A 14,669-nucleotide genomic window follows, 5' to 3' on the forward strand; every position below is an offset into this window, starting at 1 on the left:
TGCCCTACTTGTTCTTACCGAGCAGGCCGAGCGCCGCGCGCAGCGCCTTGGCGGTGTCCAGGCCGGGCTGGTCGGTGAGGACGGTGTCGACGGCGGGCTCGGCCTGCTTGGCCGGGAAGCCGAGACCGGTGAGCGCCTCGACCACCTGTTCGCGCACCGGCGTGACGACCGGGACGGGCCCGGTGCCGGGCGGGCCGGATTGCACCGGAACGAGATTCACCTTGTCGCGCAACTCCACCACCATCCGCTCGGCGCCGCGCTTGCCGATGCCGGGCACGCGGGTGAGCGCCGCGACGTTGCTCTCGGCCAGCGCCTTGCGCAGCGCCTCGGGTTCGAGCACGGCGAGCACGGCCATGGCCAGCCGCGGACCGACGCCGGTGACGGTCTGCAACAGGCCGAACAGCTCGCGGGCCTCGGTGTCGGCGAAGCCGTACAGCGTCATCGAGTCCTCGCGCACGATCATCGCCGTGTAGAGCCGGGACTCCTCGCCGCGGATGAGTCCGGCCAGGGTGGAGGGGGTGGCGTTGAGCCGGTAGCCGACTCCGGCGGCCTCCAGCACCGCGTGGTCGAGTCCGATCTCGAGCACCTCACCGCGCACCGACGCGATCACCCGGATACCGCCTTCCGTTGCTGGACAAGCCTTTCGGCGTATTTGCGCCGCGCCTGCGCCGCCTGGGCCTCCGCCTTCGCCATTCGGTCCAGCATCGGGGCCCGCCAGCAGTGACAGATCGCCAGCGCCAGCGCGTCGGCGGCATCGGCCGGTTTCGGCGCCGTCCGCAAGCCTAGGATGCGGGTGACCATCGCCGTCACCTGAGCCTTGTCCGCCGACCCGTTCCCGGTGACGGCGGCCTTCACCTGGCTGGGCGTGTGGAAGTGGACCGGGATGTCGCGCCGCGCGGCGGCGAGTGCGATCACCCCGCCGGCCTGCGCGGTGCCCATGGCGGTGCGCACGTTGTGCTGGGAGAACACCCGCTCGATGGCGACCGCGCCGGGGAGGTGCGTATCCATCCACTGCTCGGCCGCGTCGGCGACCAGCAACAGGCGCTGAGCGAGGTCCATATCCGGCGGGGTGCGCACCACGTCGACGGCGAGTGCCGTCACCTGTCGTCCGAGCCCGCCCTCGACGATGCTCACACCGCACCGGGTGAGCCCGGGGTCGACGCCCATCACCCGCACGAAAAGCACCCCTCCACATCCGCGAACAGTTGTTCGAAGTCTAACGGAGTACGCCCGGCCGTCGCCCCACCGACACGGGGTGGATCCCCGCGTTCAGACCTGTAAGCAGGCGGGCAGGCCCAGCAGTGTCGGGTCGGCGGCACGGCGGGCCCATTCCCCGGCCGGGTCGGCGACGAGCTTGCAGGTGGTCAGGTCCAGCAGGCCGCTGACGTGGCTGACCGTGGCGGACAGTTCGCCGTCGCTACGGGTGAGGGCGTGCTCGACGCGATAGGTCTTGCCGCCGGACCACGTCCAGGAGCAGGTGACCTCGACGCTGTCGCCGGCGCGCAGTTCGCGGTGGTAGCGCAGGGTGGTCTCCAGGTTCACCGGGCCCAGGCCCGCGCGCAGCAACTCCTCCACGGAAATGCCCGCTGCCTGAACACATTCGAAGCGCGCGTGGTCGGCGTACTGCTGATAGGCGGCGCCGGTGACGTGCAGTTGCGGGTCGACATCGCCGATACGGACATCGATGCGGATCGAGAACGGTTCGTACGAATTCGCCACCGGCACACTCTCCCAGAGGGCACCGACAAGTTCCGGTCGGCCGGCGAAGGCGAATCGAGTGTGCCTCCGCGGAACAGACCTTCCGGTCGCCTACGGTGGTCGGATATGGCCTGGATTCTGCTCGTCCTGTCCGGATTCATGGAAACGGCGTGGGCGGTCTCGCTGGAGCGCTCCGAAGGCTTCAGCAAACCGCTGCCGACCGTCATCTTCGCGGCGACGCTCGCGCTGAGCATGGCCGGGCTGGGTGTGGCGCTGCACGACATCCCGGTCGGCACGGGGTACGCGGTGTGGGTGGGGATCGGGGCGGTCGGCACGGCGCTGGTCGGCATGATCTGGCTGGGTGAGTCGACCTCCCTCTCCCGCGTTCTGTGCCTGCTGCTGATCATCGCGGGCGTGGTGGGCCTGAAGCTGTTCCACTGAGCGCGGGTCCATCGGATTCGCAGCGGATTCACAGCCGATCTCGAGCAAGCCCGCCGACAATGACCCGGTGTTTCCCGCGCCGATGGACGTGCCGACGACGACCACCGTGGCTCCGCCGCCACCGCCGCTGCCGTCCGCGAACCTGCACCCGTACAACGGTTTTCAGCACGGCGTGGCACTGCTGCACGGCTGGCTGTCGCCGACCGTGGAACTGCTCGCGGCGGCACTTCTGCTCGTCGCGGTCGCACGCGGCGCCCGGCGCTGGTGGTTGGTGCGGATGCCGATCTGCGCGCTGCTGGGGATCGCCGCGACGGTGGCCGCGTGGGCGTACCTGAACAACGAGGGCCTGGCCTCCGATCCGGCTCCGCCGCTGCTGTGGGTATGCGTCGGCGCGACCGTCGGAGCCCTGGCCGTGGCCGTGCTGGGCTGGCCGCGGGCGCGCTGGTGGCGGCGGACGGCGGCGCTGCTGGCCGTCCCGGCGACCCTGCTCGGTACGGGCGTGGTGCTCAACCAGTGGGTGGGCTACTACCCGACCGCGCAATCGGCGTGGAACGCGCTCACCGCGGGGCCGCTCCCCCATCAGACCGACCCGGACGCGCTGCCCGCGCTGCGGAACACGAACATGTCCAGCGGCGTGGTGGTGCCGGTGCGAATTCCCGACTCCGCCAGCGGTTTCAAGCACCGCACCGAATACGTGTACCTGCCGCCCGCCTGGTTCGCCGGGGCCGCCCCGCCCGCGCCGCCGGTGGTGATGATGATCGGCGGCGAATTCAACACGCCCGGCGACTGGCTGCGCAGCGGCCAGATCATGCCCGACATCGACAAAGTTCACCGCGGCCTCCGGCGGGCAGGCCCCGATCCTCGTCTTCGTCGACTCCAGCGGCAGTTTCAACAACGACACCGAGTGCGTGAACGGACCACGCGGGCACGCTGCCGACCATCTCACCGGCGATGTCGTGCCCTATGTGGAGTCGGCCTTCGGCGCCGCGAAGGATCCGGCGAACTGGGCGGTCGTCGGCTGGTCGATGGGCGGCACCTGCGCGATCGACCTGACGGTCATGCACCCGGAACTGTTCCATACCTTCGTCGACATCGCCGGGGACCTCGGTCCGACCGCGGGCACGAAAGACCGGACGGTGCAACGGCTCTACGGCGGCGACCCCGCGCAGTGGGATCGATTCGACCCGCTCACCGTCATGTCGGGGCACGGCGCCTACACCGGTGTGGCGGGGTTGTTCGACGACCTCACCCCGCCGCGGCGCGCGGGCGGCGACCGCCGTCCGCCCGCGGACGACGACGCGGCGGGCCTGCACGGCCGCGACGGCGTGGTCGACACCGGTGAGGTCGGCGCCGCCGAAAAGCTTTGCGCCGCAGGCAGGTCCGCGGGGATCGACTGCACGATCCACACCACCACCACCGGCGGCCACACCTGGCAGTTCGCGTCGGCGGCATTCGCCTCGTCGTTTCCCTGGGTGTCCGCCCGGCTGGGCCTGCCGAGGCGCTGAGTACCGCGGCTCAGACCTCGGGTAACGGAATCAGTTCCAGGTGCTCGGGCAGCGCCGGCGCCGAGGTGCACGTCCCGCGCCCGGTCACCATGCTCACCCCGCCACCGTGCGCGACCAACCATTTACCGCACACGCACCGCAGATATCGAACCGTCCGGTGCGAGGACACATGCATCGGTGCGGGCCACGAGCAGGACGGGCATGCGACGGACATACCCAACCCTGCGTAACGACCGACCGTTTTGCAATCACCCCACCGGCGTGGCGACCGAACTCGTGATCCGTCCGGCGGGCGCCGGCACTTTCTCCGGAGCCGGGGCGTTGACACTGGTAGACAGCCGACGTCGGCGTAAAGGAGTCCGGTATGAGCGAGACAACGATGCTGCGGCCGGGGACCGGGGTGGTGTCGTGAGCGTGGTCGGGACCGTGCTGGGGTACGTGCTGACGGTGTTTCTGCTGCTGCTCATCGCGCGGTTGATCGTGGACTGGGCGGAGATGCTCGGGAACAAGCCGCAGTGGCTGTGGAAGGTCCGGCGGTTCACGCATGCGGCCACCGAGCCGGTGATCGCGCCGGTGCGCAAGGTGCTCAAGCCGGTCCGGCTCGGCGGTGTGGCGCTCGATCTGGCGTTCACCGTGGTGTTCGTCGCGGTGCTCGTCCTTCGTGCGATCGCCTTCAGTCTGTAGCCCACATATGCCCGAGGCCGCCCTCCCAGCGGGAAGGCGGCCTCGGGTGCGGCGTGCTCAGTCGTCGAGTTCGGCGAGGACCTCGTCGGAGACGTCGACATTGGTGAAGACGTTCTGGACATCGTCGCTGTCCTCGAGGGCATCGACGAGTTTGAAGACCTTGCGGGCGCCGTCGGCGTCGACGGGGACCGTGGTGGAGGGCTGGAAGCCGGACTCCGCCGAGTCGTAGTCGATTCCCGCCTGTTGCAGCGCGGTGCGCACGGCCACCAGATCGCCCGGCTCGCTGATGATCTCGAAGGACTCACCGAGATCGTTGACGTCCTCGGCGCCGGCGTCGAGCACCGCCATCAGCACATCGTCCTCGGACAGGCCGTTCTTCTCCAGCGTGACGATGCCCTTGCGGCTGAACAGGTACGACACCGAACCCGGGTCCGCCATGTTGCCGCCGTTGCGGGTCATCGCGACCCGCACCTCGCCGGCCGCGCGGTTGCGGTTGTCGGTGAGGCACTCGACCAGCACCGCGACGCCGTTGGGGCCGTACCCCTCGTACATGATGGTCTGCCACTCGGCGCCGCCGGCTTCCTCACCGCCGCCCCGCTTGCGCGCCCGCTCGATATTGTCCAGCGGGACCGAGTTCTTGCGCGCCTTCTGGATGGCGTCGTACAGCGTCGGATTGCCGTCCGGGTCACCACCGCCGGTCCGGGCCGCCACCTCGATGTTCTTGATCAGCTTCGCGAACAGCTTGCCCCGCTTGGCGTCGAGGGCGGCTTTCTTGTGCTTGGTGGTGGCCCATTTGGAGTGGCCGCTCATTCCCTACTTCCTTCGAGGTCGGTGTGCTCGGGATCCGATAGACAATTCGAGCAGTCTACTGGTCGGTCCCGCGGTCGCTGCCGGGCGGCGTCACGAGGGCCGCACGGCCGCCCGTTCCCGCACGGAGTCGACGAACAACCGATGCACCCGCAGATCTCCGGTCACCTCGGGATGAAACGAGGTCGCCAGGACGCCGCCCTGGCGGACCGCGACAATCCGCCCCGCCGCCGGACCGGACGGTACCCGCGCCAGCACCTCCACGCTGTCGCCGACCCGCTCGACCCACGGCGCCCGGATGAAGACGGCGCGGACCGAGTCGTCCAGTCCGGTGAATTCCAGATCGGTCTCGAAGGAGTCGACCTGGCGACCGAAGGCGTTGCGCCGCACCGTCATATCGATGCCGGACAGCGACTGCGCGTCGGGCCGGGTGTCGAGAACCTCGCGGGCCAGCAGGATCATTCCCGCGCAGGAGCCGAATGCGGGCATGCCGTCACGCAGCCGCTGCCGCAGCGGCTCCAGCAGCCCGAACACCTCGAGCAGCTTGGAGATCGCGGTGGATTCGCCGCCGGGCAGCACGAGCCCGTCCACGGCGGCCAGCTCCGTCTCCCGCCGCACGCTCACCGGCTCGGCGCCACAGGCCGTCAGCGCGTGGAAGTGCTCCCGCACATCGCCCTGCAACGCCAGCACACCAATCGTCGGTTTCACGAGTCGAGCATACGAGCCGGCACCGTCGTGCCCGTGCGCCCCCGAATTCCTGTGGCCCCGCTCACCCGTGCCGTCGAGGCCGGTGGCCGGCCCCGGCCTCGCGGGCGAGGATGGCCGCTTGCACGCGGGACTGCACACCGAGTTTGGTGAGTACCCGGGAGACGTGGGTCTTCACGGTGGTTTCGCCGATGTAGAGGCGGGCGGCGATCTGGGCGTTGGACAGGCCCTCGCCCAGACAGGACAGGACCTCGCGTTCGCGCTCGGTCAGGCCGGTGAGCAGGTCCGGCTCGGGCTCGGCGGGCGGCCCGGTGGTGGCGAAGGCGGTGATGACCGCGCGGGTCACCTCGGGCGCGAGAACGCCGTCTCCGGCGGCGACGGAACGTACCGCCGCGAGCAGCTCCTGGCTCGAGACCGATTTCAGGATGAATCCGGACGCCCCGGCGCGCAGCGCGCGGAAGACGTATTCGTCCACGTCGAAGGTGGTGAGGATGAGTACCCCGGCCAGACTCTCGGCGGTGATCTGGGCGGTGGCGGTGATCCCGTCGACGCCGGGCATCCGCACGTCCATCAGCACCACGTCCGGCCGCAGCGCCCTGGTCTGCGCGACCGCGATGTCGCCGTCGGCGGCCTCGCCGACCACCTCGATATCCTCGGCGGTGTCCAGGATCATCCGCAGCCCGGCCCGGATCGCCCCGTGGTCGTCGGCGATCAGTACCCGAATCGTCATGCCACCTCCGGTCTTTCGCGAATCGGCAGCCGGGCCGCCACCACCCAGTCGTCCGAATCGGTGGTGGCGGAGAAACTTCCGCCGAGCGCCGCGGCGCGTTCGCGCATATTGAGCAGGCCGCGCGGGGGATGGTCGGCGGCGGCCGGGGACGGCGCGGCGGGGAGCCGGTTGCGCACCGACACCGCCACGCCGTCCGCGTCGGCGTGCACCGCGATATCGACCTCGCGACCCGGCGCGTGCTTCATGGCGTTCGTCAGCGCCTCCTGCACTATTCGGTACGCGGCCTGGTCCACCGCGCTCGGCAGGTCCGCCTCGAGGCCCGAATCACGCAGGCGCACAGTGGTTCCGGCGGCGCGGGCGGCATCGACCAGGATGGCCAGCTGGGCCAGCCCGCGCGGCGCGACGGCACCGTCCGCGCCGTCGTCGTCGCGCCGCAACAGGCCGATCATGGTGCGCATCTCCTGCAGCGCGCTGACGCTGTTGGCGCGGATCGAGCCGAGGATGCCGGTGACGGCGGAATCGGCATCGTCGCGGGCGAGCACGCCGAGCGCGGCCTCGGACTGCAGCGCGATGGCGGACAGATGCCCGGCGATCACGTCGTGCAGGTCACGGGCCATGGTGCGGCGCTCGTCGGCGACGGCCGCCCGCCGGTCCAGGTCGGCCACCAGCGTCAGCGCCTGCGCGCGGGTGCGTTCGGCCGCGGCCAGTTCCTTGTGGTGCCGCACCGCCAGCGCCCACCAGATCGACATGCCGACGAACACCGCCGCCGCGGCGACGACGATCGCCGGAGCCCGCCAGTCCCCCGTGAGCACGAAAACCACGACCGCGCAGACGACCGTCAGCACCACGCAGCCCGCCGTCACGATCCGCGAAACCCGGTGGCTCCCATACAGACACGCCGCGTAGATCAGATCGGAGTACACGATCCACACCGGCACCGTGGGACCCAGCGCCAGATCGATGGCCACCGGCGCCAGCCCGGCGAGCAGGGCCGCCACCGGCGCCCGCCGCCGCAGCAACGTCGCCGCGCACAGCAGCGCCAGCACCGCGAACCGCGCGGACAGCGGCGTCGCACTCGCGCCACTGAGCGGGTACACGCCCGACAGGTACAGGACGCCGCCGACGGCGAACGCGAACAGCGCCACCAGCGCGTCCTGCGTATTCGCCGACAGGGCGCCCCACTGCTTCACCGGACCATCACAGCACAGCACCGGCCGGAACCGGGTCCGCCGAAGTGATGACCGCCGATCGGTCCGACAGCCGACGCCGCGCCCGCCCGCGCCGCGCGAGGCTGACCGGCGTGATACTGATTCCGGCTCTCATCGGCCTGGCGCTGGTCGACAGCACCAGCATCGGCACGCTCATCGTCCCGGTGTGGCTGCTGCTGGCGCCCGATCGGCCACCGGCGCGGCGGCTGCTCTGCTACCTCGCCGCCATCGCGGTCTTCTACTTCGCGCTGGGCGTGCTCCTCATGACGGTCGCGGGCGCGGGACTCGACCGGCTCGGCACGCTGACCCACAGCCCCTTACTCCTGGTGCCGCAACTGCTGCTGGGCATCGCGCTGTTCGCGGTGTCGTGGCGGTTCGACTCCAAGAAGCGCAGGGCGCGCGGCGAACCCGATCGCACCGCGGTCTGGCGGGCCCGTGCGCTGCGCCGCCAGTCCTCGGCCACCGGGCTGGCCGTGCTGGCGGTCGGCGCCGGTGCGTTGGAGGCGGTCTCGATGGTCCCGTATCTGGCCGCGATCGGGCTGCTCGTATCCAGCGACGTCCCAAGCGGTTTCGCGGTCGCGCTGCTGGCCGGGTACTGCGCGGTCATGATCGTCCCCGCGCTGCTGCTGACCGCCGGGCGCACCCTGCTGCACACGGCGATCGAACCGTTGCTCGCCAAGCTGGACCGCTTCTTCTCCCGGTACGCCGACAGCGCGACCGGCTGGGCGCTGGCCATCGCGGGCATCGTGCTGGCTCGCGGCGCGCTCGGCGGCCTCACCGGCGGTTAGCGCGTGAGGACCCCGGGCCCCGGTTTCGGGGACCTTCCTCCCACTGCCCGTCACGCCGGATCCGGGCAACCTGGTCGGTGACGTCGACACTCCGATCTGGAAGGACGGCCCAGTATGGCCAGTGCTCTGCCGGACGACGAAACCCTCGAAGTCGCCCTCGGCATGGCGGTGCGTGCGCCGTCGGTGCACAACACTCAACCGTGGCGCTGGCGGGTCGCCGCCGACCGTCTCGAGCTATACGCCGATACGGACAGGCATCTGCCCTGCACCGATCCGGTGCAGCGCGCGCTGGTGGTGAGCTGTGGCGCGGCGCTGCACCACATGCAGGTCGCGCTGGCCGGACTGGGCTGGGCCGCCACGGTCACCAGGCTGCCCGATCCGGACCGCCCCGAACTGCTGGCGACGATCACCACGACGCCGCGCCCGCCGACCGACACCGACATCGAACTCACCGCCGCGATCCTGCTGCGCCAGAGCGATCGGCGGCGCTATGCCGCGATCGACGTCCCGCACGGCTACATCCGGACGGTGTCCCGCCGCGCCAACCGGTTCGGCGCCGCGGTCCGCCACGTGCCGCCCGTGCTGCGGGCCCGGCTGGCGGGATCGATCCGCTGCGCGGCGAGCCGGCATTCCGAGGATCCGGCGTATCTGCGCGAACTCGTGGCCTGGAGCGGACGGCACGACAGCCCGGACGGTGTCCCGGCCCGCAACACGCCCCCGGCGCGCCCCGGCGACGAACTTCCCAGCCGGGCGTTCGCCGATCCGTGCCTGGCCGACGCCGACGCGAGCACCGACGCCGCGGAGTGGCTGGTGGTTTGCACGGCCGGTGACGATCGCCGCTTCCAGCTGTCCGCCGGAGAGGCGACCAGCGAACTGCTGCTCACCGCGACCGACCTCGGGTTGTCCACGTGCATCCAGACCGAGCCGCTCGGGATGCCGGATCTGCGTCGCGACATTCGCGAGGCCGTGCTGCACGATTGCGCGTTCCCGCAGACGATGGTGCGCCTCGGCTGGGTGCCGGCCAACAGCGCCCCGCTGCCGACCACACCGCGCCGGGCGATCGGCGACGTCCTCGACGGCTGATCACTGCCGGGTGTGGATCAGGCCCATCCGGGCGGCGAGGACCGCCGCCTCGGTCCGGCCCCGCACGTCGAGCTTGCGCAGCACTCGCGACACGTAGTTCTTGATCGTCTTCTCGGACAAGTACATTCGCTGGGCGATCTGCCGGTTGGTGAGCCCGCGGCCCAGCAGGCCGAGGACGGTACGTTCGCGCTCGGTCAGCTCGGCGAGCGGCCCGTCCTGCCATTCGGCCTGGGTGCGCAGCGCCGCCACCACCGCGGCCGTCGCGCGCGAATCCAGCAGTGACCGTCCGGCCGCGATCTCCCGGATGGCCTCGACGAGTTCCGGGCCGCGCGCGTCCTTGACCAGATAGCCGTCGGCGCCCGCGACTATCGCCCCGAGCATGGACGGTTCGTCGGCGAAGGCGGTGAGCATCAGGCAGCGTAGCCCCGGCACGGCGGTCAGCAGATCCCGGCACAGCTCGTCTCCGTTACCGTCGGGCAGCCGGAAGTCGAGGACGACGACGTCGGGGTGGACGGCCGGGACGCGGGCCCGGGCCGCGGCGCAGGTATCCGCGTCGCCGACGAAGGTCAGGTCGGTCGTCTCGTCGAGGAGGTCGCGCAGCCCGCGCCGGACGACCTCGTGGTCGTCGACGACGAACACATCGACCATCGCAGCCTCCTCGCCTCGACGGTGGCGCGCGGGGCAGCCATTCAGCTATCGAGCGGCTACCCGCCGGGGAGGGCCGTCAAACGATGGGCGCGTCAGCCCTCGCGCAGGTTGCGGATCAGGCCCTCCTGGACCACGGCCGCGACGAGTTGGCCATCCTGATTGAAGATCCGCCCGCCGGTCAGCGCGCGGCCGAAGCCGGCCGACGGCGAGGCCTGGTCGTAGAGCAGCCAGTCGTCGGCGCGGAACGGGCGCAGGAACCACATGGCGTGGTCCAGCGACGCGTTCTGGGTCGGCTCGTCGGGATGGATGACCTTCGACGAACCCAGCAGCGTCATATCGCTCATGTAGGCCAGGGTGCAGACGTGGAACAGCGGGTCGTCGGGCAGCGAGTGCCGGTAGCGGAACCACACCTGCTGCTGCGCGACCAGCCCGTCCTTGCGGGTCACCTGATCCTGCGGGATAGTGCGGATGTCCCAGTGCTCCCATTCCCGCATGGCCCACAGCCGTTCGGGGCTCATCGAGATGCGGGCGTCCGGAAGGTCGTGCGGCAGTGGGACTTCCGGCATCTCGTCCTGGTGCTCGGGGCCCTCGTCGCCGCTGTGGAACGACGCCGACATGGTGAAGATGGCCTCGCCGTTCTGCACGCCGGTCACCCGGCGGGTGCAGAAGGATCGCCCGTCGCGGATGCGCTCGACGAGGTAGACCGTGCGCTCCTGCGGGTTGCCCGGCCGCAGGAAGTAGCCGTGCAGCGAGTGCACCTGGTACGACGGGTCCACCGTCCGCACGGCCGAGACCAGCGCCTGCCCGGCGACCTGCCCGCCGAACGTCCGCGGCAGCTGGGTCTTCGTGGACGCGCCACGGAAGATGTCCCGCTCGAGCCGTTCGATCTCGAGGGCCTCTTCGATCGTCGCCATCAACCGTCCTTCCGGGAATCAACCTGCTCAGGTTAAACAATGGCGAACATCTTCCGGTGCGCGGCTCACCGGCCCGGTGATCCGGATCTCGCCCGGCGCGGCGCGGGCATGATGGTCGGATGCCCCCGTTCGCTCCGATCACCGCCGACGCCCTGGCGGATCTCGTCGCCGAGCGCGCGCTCGCCCTGCCCGGACCGGCCGTCGTCGCGGTCGACGGCGCCGACGCGGCCGATCCGGTGGGGTTCGCCCGCACCGTCGCCACCCGCCTGCCCGCCCTGGGCCGCCCGTCCGGGGTCGTCGCCCTGCACGACTACATCCGCCCGGCCTCGCTGCGGCTGGAGTTCGGCCGCGACGAAACGACCTATCGCACAGCCTGGTTCGACTACTCCGGCCTGAATCGCGAAGTCCTGCAAGCACTGCGCGAGCAGCACCGCTGGCTACCCGCCCTCTGGGACGAGACCATCGACCGATCCGCCCGCGCCACAACACTTCCCGCCACCCCCGACACGGTCCTGTTCGTCGCGGGCCCCATGCTCCTGGGCCGCGGCCTCGACTTCGACCTGACCATCGAACTGCGCCTGTCGGAAGGCGCCCTGCGCCGCACCACCACCGACCCCTTCACCATCGACGCGCTCCTACGCCACCGCCGCGACACCCCCGAACAGCCTGACGTACTTGTCAATTGGGACCACCGAGACCGCCCGGCCGTCCGGAACAAATAGGTGGAGAATCGCACCGGCGCGGCTCACGATGGTGCAATGGTGGTCGGGGAAAATACCTCGTTCCGGACCGGCTGGGCCGAATTGCCGCGATCGGTCCGGGCCGAGGTCGAGCGCGGGCTCGGCAGCCCGGTCCGGGCGGCGGTTGGACAGACGGGCGGGTTCACTCACGGCGTGGCAAGCCGGCTGGTTCTCGCCGACGACCGAAGGGCTTTCGCCAAAGCGATTCCCGTCGATGACGCCTTGGCCCGAATATACCGGGCGGAGGCCAGGATTGCGGCCGGGTTGCCGCGCTCGGTGCCCGCGCCACCGCTGCGGTTCACCGCCGAGACCGGGGGCTGGTTCGCGATGGTGTTCGACGATGTCGAGGGCCGCCATCCCCGCCTCGGCGATCCCGCGGACCTGGCCGCCGTGCTGGCCACCGTCGAGCGACTGGCGGATGTGTTGACGCCGAGCCCGCTGCCCGAGGTGCGCACCGTCACCGACTCCTACGGGCACGCGCTGAGCCGCTGGCAGCAGTTCGCCGAGCACGGCCCGCCACCGGACCTCGACGACTGGTCGCGACGCAACCTGGACCGGCTGGCCGAGCTCGAGGCCACCTGGCCGGAGCGCTGCGCCGGAGAGACGTTGCTGCACACCGACCTTCGGCCGGACAATATGCTGCTCAGCTCCGACGGCACCGTGTCGATCGTCGACTGGGCCGCACCGTGCCGCGGCGCGGCCTGGGCAGACCTCGTCATATTGGCGCCGTCGATCGTCCTCGCCGGGATCGACCCCGATCCGATTCTCGCCGCGCACCCCGTCACCCGCGCCGTCGACCCGATATCCATCGACGCGCTCGTGTGCGCACTGACCGGATTCTGGGCGTACAACAGCCGCTTGCCGATCCCGCCGCGATCGCCGAAACTCCGTGCCCACCAGGCCCGTTCGGGTGACGTGACGCGGGAGTGGCTGCGGCGGCGGTGGTGCTGACCAGCAGGGCATCGCCGAGGACGGTCCCGATCACCGCCCTGGCAAAAGTAGGCCGCTTGGCCTACGCTCAGTCCATGCGTACTGACAGTAGGCCGATTGGCCGAAAAAGGAATCCGATCATCGAGGCGGCTCGTCGTGATCAGATCATCGAGGCCGCTGTCCAAGTCGTGGGCGCGATCGGCTATGCGCGGGCTTCGCTGGCACGGATCGCCGAGCAGGCGGGGGTTTCCAAGAGCGTCATCTCCTACCACTTCACGAGCAAGGAAGAGCTGCTCGAACAGGTGGTGACGCAGATATACAGCGACATCTGGGGATTCATCGAGCCGAGAATTCTTGCCGAGGAGACCGCCGCGGGCAAGGTGCGCGCTTTCATATCCTCGGAATTGGAGTATCTGCGGGACCACCGCGCTCATCTGCTCGCTGTCGGTAGCGTGGTGACGAACCATCGCAACGAGGACGGTGACCTGCACTTCGCGGCCGAGTCGAATGACGCGGTGGTTTCGATGCTCGCCGACATCCTGCGTCAGGGGCAGCTCGACGGGGAGTTTCGGGAATTCGATCCGACAGTGATGGCAATCAGTATCAACCAGGCTCTGGACGGCGCCCTCGCACAGTTCGCCAGGGATCCCGGTGTAGACCTCGATGCCTATGCGGCAGAACTCGTTGCCTTGTTCGCGGCCGCGACCGCGGGACAGGATCCGCAGACGCGCCGTCACGACGCCTCGAACCAGGACGAGAGATCGTGAGCCTGCGTCGCCGCGGCGTGAACTACGACGTGGGCACCAACTACTCGGCCGACGGGGCACTGTCACGGCAGGTGTGGCGTACCGACTTGGTAGCCGCAGAGATTCGGGCCATCCGTCACGACCTGCGGGCCAACGCCGTGGGCATTTTCGGCACCGGCATCGATCGGCTCGTACAAGCCGGCGAGCTCGCATTGGACCAGGGTCTCGAGGTCTGGCTGCAACCGCGCCTGGTCGATGGCGACGGCGAACAGACCCTGGAGCAACTGGCCACAATGGCGGACGCCGCCGAGGCTATGCGGCAGCGGCGGCCCGGCGTGATCCTCAACCTGGGGTGCGAACTCAGCATTTTCATGACGGGCATCGTTCCGGGCGCCACGCATGCCGAGCGTGCCGCTCACCTGGCGTCACCGCTGTCGTGGCCGATGGTTCCGCGCTACAACCGACGGCTCAACGCCTTCCTTGCCGAGGCGACCGAGACAGCTCGCGCCCGCTTCGCCGGGCAGATCACCTACAGCGCCGGGCTGTGGGAGCGAGTGCAATGGCAGCGGTTCGACGTCGTGGGCCTGGACTACTACCGCTTGCGGTTCAACCGCGTCGGATACGCCCGTCGCCTGCGCAAGTTCCATCGTTGGGGAAAGCCCGTGGTGGTGACCGAGTTCGGGTCCGGCAGCTATCGAGGCGCGGCAGAGAAGGGGCCGACGAGCCACGACGTGATCGACTTCAGCGGCACCGTGCCTCGCTTGACCGGAACCTACGTCCGAGACGAGCAAGTGCAAGCCGATCAGCTCTCCGAGTTGCTCGGCGTCTACGAAACCGAGGGTGTGTACGGCGCGTTCGTCTTCGAGTTCATCGAACCGTACAACCCGCATTCGCCGGATCCGCGCAGCGACGCCGATATGGCCGGCTACGGCATCGTCACCGTCCTGCCGGGGGACGACGAACGTCCCTATCGGTGGAAGCCCAAGGCGGCATTCCACATGATCGCCGCTCGCTACGCCCGGGGCGACGTCGAGTAACGACG

17 protein-coding genes and 1 pseudogene are annotated in these 14,669 nt (G+C 70.0%); 9 read left to right on the forward strand and 9 right to left on the reverse strand.

Going from position 1 to position 14,669, the window contains the following annotated elements:
- Positions 1-4 precede the first annotated feature (4 nt).
- From ruvA to QH470_RS12685, 3 genes are all read right to left on the reverse strand, one after another.
- Positions 5-610, reverse strand: coding sequence for a Holliday junction branch migration protein RuvA (gene ruvA / locus QH470_RS12675; RefSeq protein ID WP_280272526.1), 606 nt, complete (start codon positions 608-610; stop codon positions 5-7).
- Entirely contained in the window at positions 607-1,176 is a 570-nt protein-coding gene (ruvC, locus tag QH470_RS12680; protein ID WP_280272556.1) for a crossover junction endodeoxyribonuclease RuvC, read from the reverse strand. The genes ruvA and ruvC overlap by 4 nt, the downstream gene beginning before the upstream one ends.
- A gap of 93 nt (positions 1,177-1,269) precedes the next feature.
- A complete protein-coding gene (locus QH470_RS12685) occupies positions 1,270-1,719 on the reverse strand; it encodes an acyl-CoA thioesterase (protein WP_280272527.1) in 450 nt (149 codons plus the stop codon).
- 105 nt (positions 1,720-1,824) lie between these two features.
- Here QH470_RS12685 and QH470_RS12690 point away from each other — a divergent pair, with 105 nt between their 5' ends.
- From QH470_RS12690 to QH470_RS12700, 3 genes and pseudogenes are all read left to right on the forward strand, one after another.
- Positions 1,825-2,139 carry a DMT family transporter gene (locus QH470_RS12690; protein WP_280272528.1) on the forward strand — a complete coding sequence of 105 codons (315 nt, stop codon included), beginning with the start codon at positions 1,825-1,827 and terminating at the stop codon, positions 2,137-2,139.
- A gap of 82 nt (positions 2,140-2,221) precedes the next feature.
- Positions 2,222-3,644: pseudogene (locus tag QH470_RS12695) on the forward strand (alpha/beta hydrolase-fold protein).
- 408 nt (positions 3,645-4,052) lie between these two features.
- The gene (locus QH470_RS12700; protein ID WP_280272529.1) at positions 4,053-4,328 is read left to right on the forward strand and encodes a YggT family protein; all 276 of its coding nucleotides are present in this window, start codon (positions 4,053-4,055) and stop codon (positions 4,326-4,328) included.
- A 57-nt stretch (positions 4,329-4,385) separates the two neighbouring features.
- Here the strand turns inward: QH470_RS12700 and QH470_RS12705 are convergent, their stop codons facing one another.
- The 4 genes from QH470_RS12705 to QH470_RS12720 all read right to left on the reverse strand — a co-directional run bounded on the left by QH470_RS12705 (position 4,386) and on the right by QH470_RS12720 (position 7,760).
- A complete protein-coding gene (locus QH470_RS12705) occupies positions 4,386-5,138 on the reverse strand; it encodes a YebC/PmpR family DNA-binding transcriptional regulator (protein WP_280272530.1) in 753 nt (250 codons plus the stop codon).
- Between the two features lie 90 nt (positions 5,139-5,228).
- Complete coding sequence (gene pdxT, locus QH470_RS12710) at positions 5,229-5,843, reverse strand: pyridoxal 5'-phosphate synthase glutaminase subunit PdxT (protein WP_280272531.1); 615 nt, start codon at positions 5,841-5,843, stop codon at positions 5,229-5,231.
- 61 nt (positions 5,844-5,904) lie between these two features.
- The gene (locus tag QH470_RS12715; protein ID WP_280272532.1) at positions 5,905-6,570 is read right to left on the reverse strand and encodes a response regulator transcription factor; all 666 of its coding nucleotides are present in this window, start codon (positions 6,568-6,570) and stop codon (positions 5,905-5,907) included.
- Complete coding sequence (locus QH470_RS12720; protein ID WP_280272533.1) at positions 6,567-7,760, reverse strand: sensor histidine kinase; 1,194 nt, start codon at positions 7,758-7,760, stop codon at positions 6,567-6,569. Before QH470_RS12720 ends, QH470_RS12715 begins: the two co-directional genes overlap by 4 nt.
- A gap of 47 nt (positions 7,761-7,807) precedes the next feature.
- On the opposite strand from QH470_RS12720, the gene QH470_RS12725 reads away from it, so the two are divergent.
- Together QH470_RS12725 and QH470_RS12730 are read left to right on the forward strand one after the other, a co-directional pair.
- The gene (locus QH470_RS12725; protein ID WP_280272534.1) at positions 7,808-8,566 is read left to right on the forward strand and encodes a GAP family protein; all 759 of its coding nucleotides are present in this window, start codon (positions 7,808-7,810) and stop codon (positions 8,564-8,566) included.
- Between the two features lie 114 nt (positions 8,567-8,680).
- A complete protein-coding gene (locus QH470_RS12730; RefSeq protein ID WP_280272535.1) occupies positions 8,681-9,649 on the forward strand; it encodes an Acg family FMN-binding oxidoreductase in 969 nt (322 codons plus the stop codon).
- Here the strand turns inward: QH470_RS12730 and QH470_RS12735 are convergent, their stop codons facing one another.
- Both QH470_RS12735 and QH470_RS12740 read right to left on the reverse strand, forming a co-directional pair.
- Positions 9,650-10,297 carry a response regulator transcription factor gene (locus tag QH470_RS12735; RefSeq protein WP_280272536.1) on the reverse strand — a complete coding sequence of 216 codons (648 nt, stop codon included), beginning with the start codon at positions 10,295-10,297 and terminating at the stop codon, positions 9,650-9,652. It lies immediately after the preceding gene.
- A 92-nt stretch (positions 10,298-10,389) separates the two neighbouring features.
- Positions 10,390-11,211 carry an acyl-CoA thioesterase gene (locus tag QH470_RS12740; protein ID WP_280272537.1) on the reverse strand — a complete coding sequence of 274 codons (822 nt, stop codon included), beginning with the start codon at positions 11,209-11,211 and terminating at the stop codon, positions 10,390-10,392.
- A gap of 119 nt (positions 11,212-11,330) precedes the next feature.
- On the opposite strand from QH470_RS12740, the gene QH470_RS12745 reads away from it, so the two are divergent.
- From QH470_RS12745 to QH470_RS12760, 4 genes are all read left to right on the forward strand, one after another.
- Positions 11,331-11,933, forward strand: a complete 603-nt coding sequence (locus QH470_RS12745) for a nucleoside/nucleotide kinase family protein (protein WP_280272538.1) — start codon at positions 11,331-11,333, stop codon at positions 11,931-11,933.
- 36 nt (positions 11,934-11,969) lie between these two features.
- A complete protein-coding gene (locus QH470_RS12750; RefSeq protein WP_280272539.1) occupies positions 11,970-12,902 on the forward strand; it encodes a phosphotransferase in 933 nt (310 codons plus the stop codon).
- Positions 12,903-12,976: 74 nt separating this feature from the next.
- Positions 12,977-13,648 (forward strand): TetR/AcrR family transcriptional regulator, encoded by a 672-nt coding sequence (locus QH470_RS12755; RefSeq protein WP_280272540.1) that lies wholly within the window; start codon positions 12,977-12,979, stop codon positions 13,646-13,648.
- Positions 13,645-14,664: a glycoside hydrolase family 113 protein gene (locus QH470_RS12760; protein ID WP_280272541.1), complete on the forward strand. Its 1,020-nt coding sequence runs from the start codon at positions 13,645-13,647 to the stop codon at positions 14,662-14,664. The genes QH470_RS12755 and QH470_RS12760 overlap by 4 nt, the downstream gene beginning before the upstream one ends.
- Positions 14,665-14,669 lie beyond the last annotated feature (5 nt).

Source organism: Nocardia wallacei (assembly GCF_029868745.1).
Classification (GTDB): domain Bacteria; phylum Actinomycetota; class Actinomycetes; order Mycobacteriales; family Mycobacteriaceae; genus Nocardia; species Nocardia wallacei_B.

Excerpts from the sequence above, each read along its gene's own strand:
- QH470_RS12745 (WP_280272538.1), top strand. The coding sequence starts at position 11,331 with ATGCCCCCGTTCGCTCCGATCACCGCCGACGCCCTGGCGGATCTCGTC.
- QH470_RS12755 (WP_280272540.1), top strand. The coding sequence starts at position 12,977 with ATGCGTACTGACAGTAGGCCGATTGGCCGAAAAAGGAATCCGATCATC.
- QH470_RS12730 (WP_280272535.1), top strand. The coding sequence starts at position 8,681 with ATGGCCAGTGCTCTGCCGGACGACGAAACCCTCGAAGTCGCCCTCGGC.
- QH470_RS12705 (WP_280272530.1), bottom strand. The coding sequence starts at position 5,138 with ATGAGCGGCCACTCCAAATGGGCCACCACCAAGCACAAGAAAGCCGCC.
- QH470_RS12740 (WP_280272537.1), bottom strand. The coding sequence starts at position 11,211 with ATGGCGACGATCGAAGAGGCCCTCGAGATCGAACGGCTCGAGCGGGAC.
- QH470_RS12690 (WP_280272528.1), top strand. The coding sequence starts at position 1,825 with ATGGCCTGGATTCTGCTCGTCCTGTCCGGATTCATGGAAACGGCGTGG.
- QH470_RS12735 (WP_280272536.1), bottom strand. The coding sequence starts at position 10,297 with ATGGTCGATGTGTTCGTCGTCGACGACCACGAGGTCGTCCGGCGCGGG.
- QH470_RS12715 (WP_280272532.1), bottom strand. The coding sequence starts at position 6,570 with ATGACGATTCGGGTACTGATCGCCGACGACCACGGGGCGATCCGGGCC.
- QH470_RS12725 (WP_280272534.1), top strand. The coding sequence starts at position 7,808 with ATGACCGCCGATCGGTCCGACAGCCGACGCCGCGCCCGCCCGCGCCGC.
- QH470_RS12750 (WP_280272539.1), top strand. The coding sequence starts at position 11,970 with ATGGTGGTCGGGGAAAATACCTCGTTCCGGACCGGCTGGGCCGAATTG.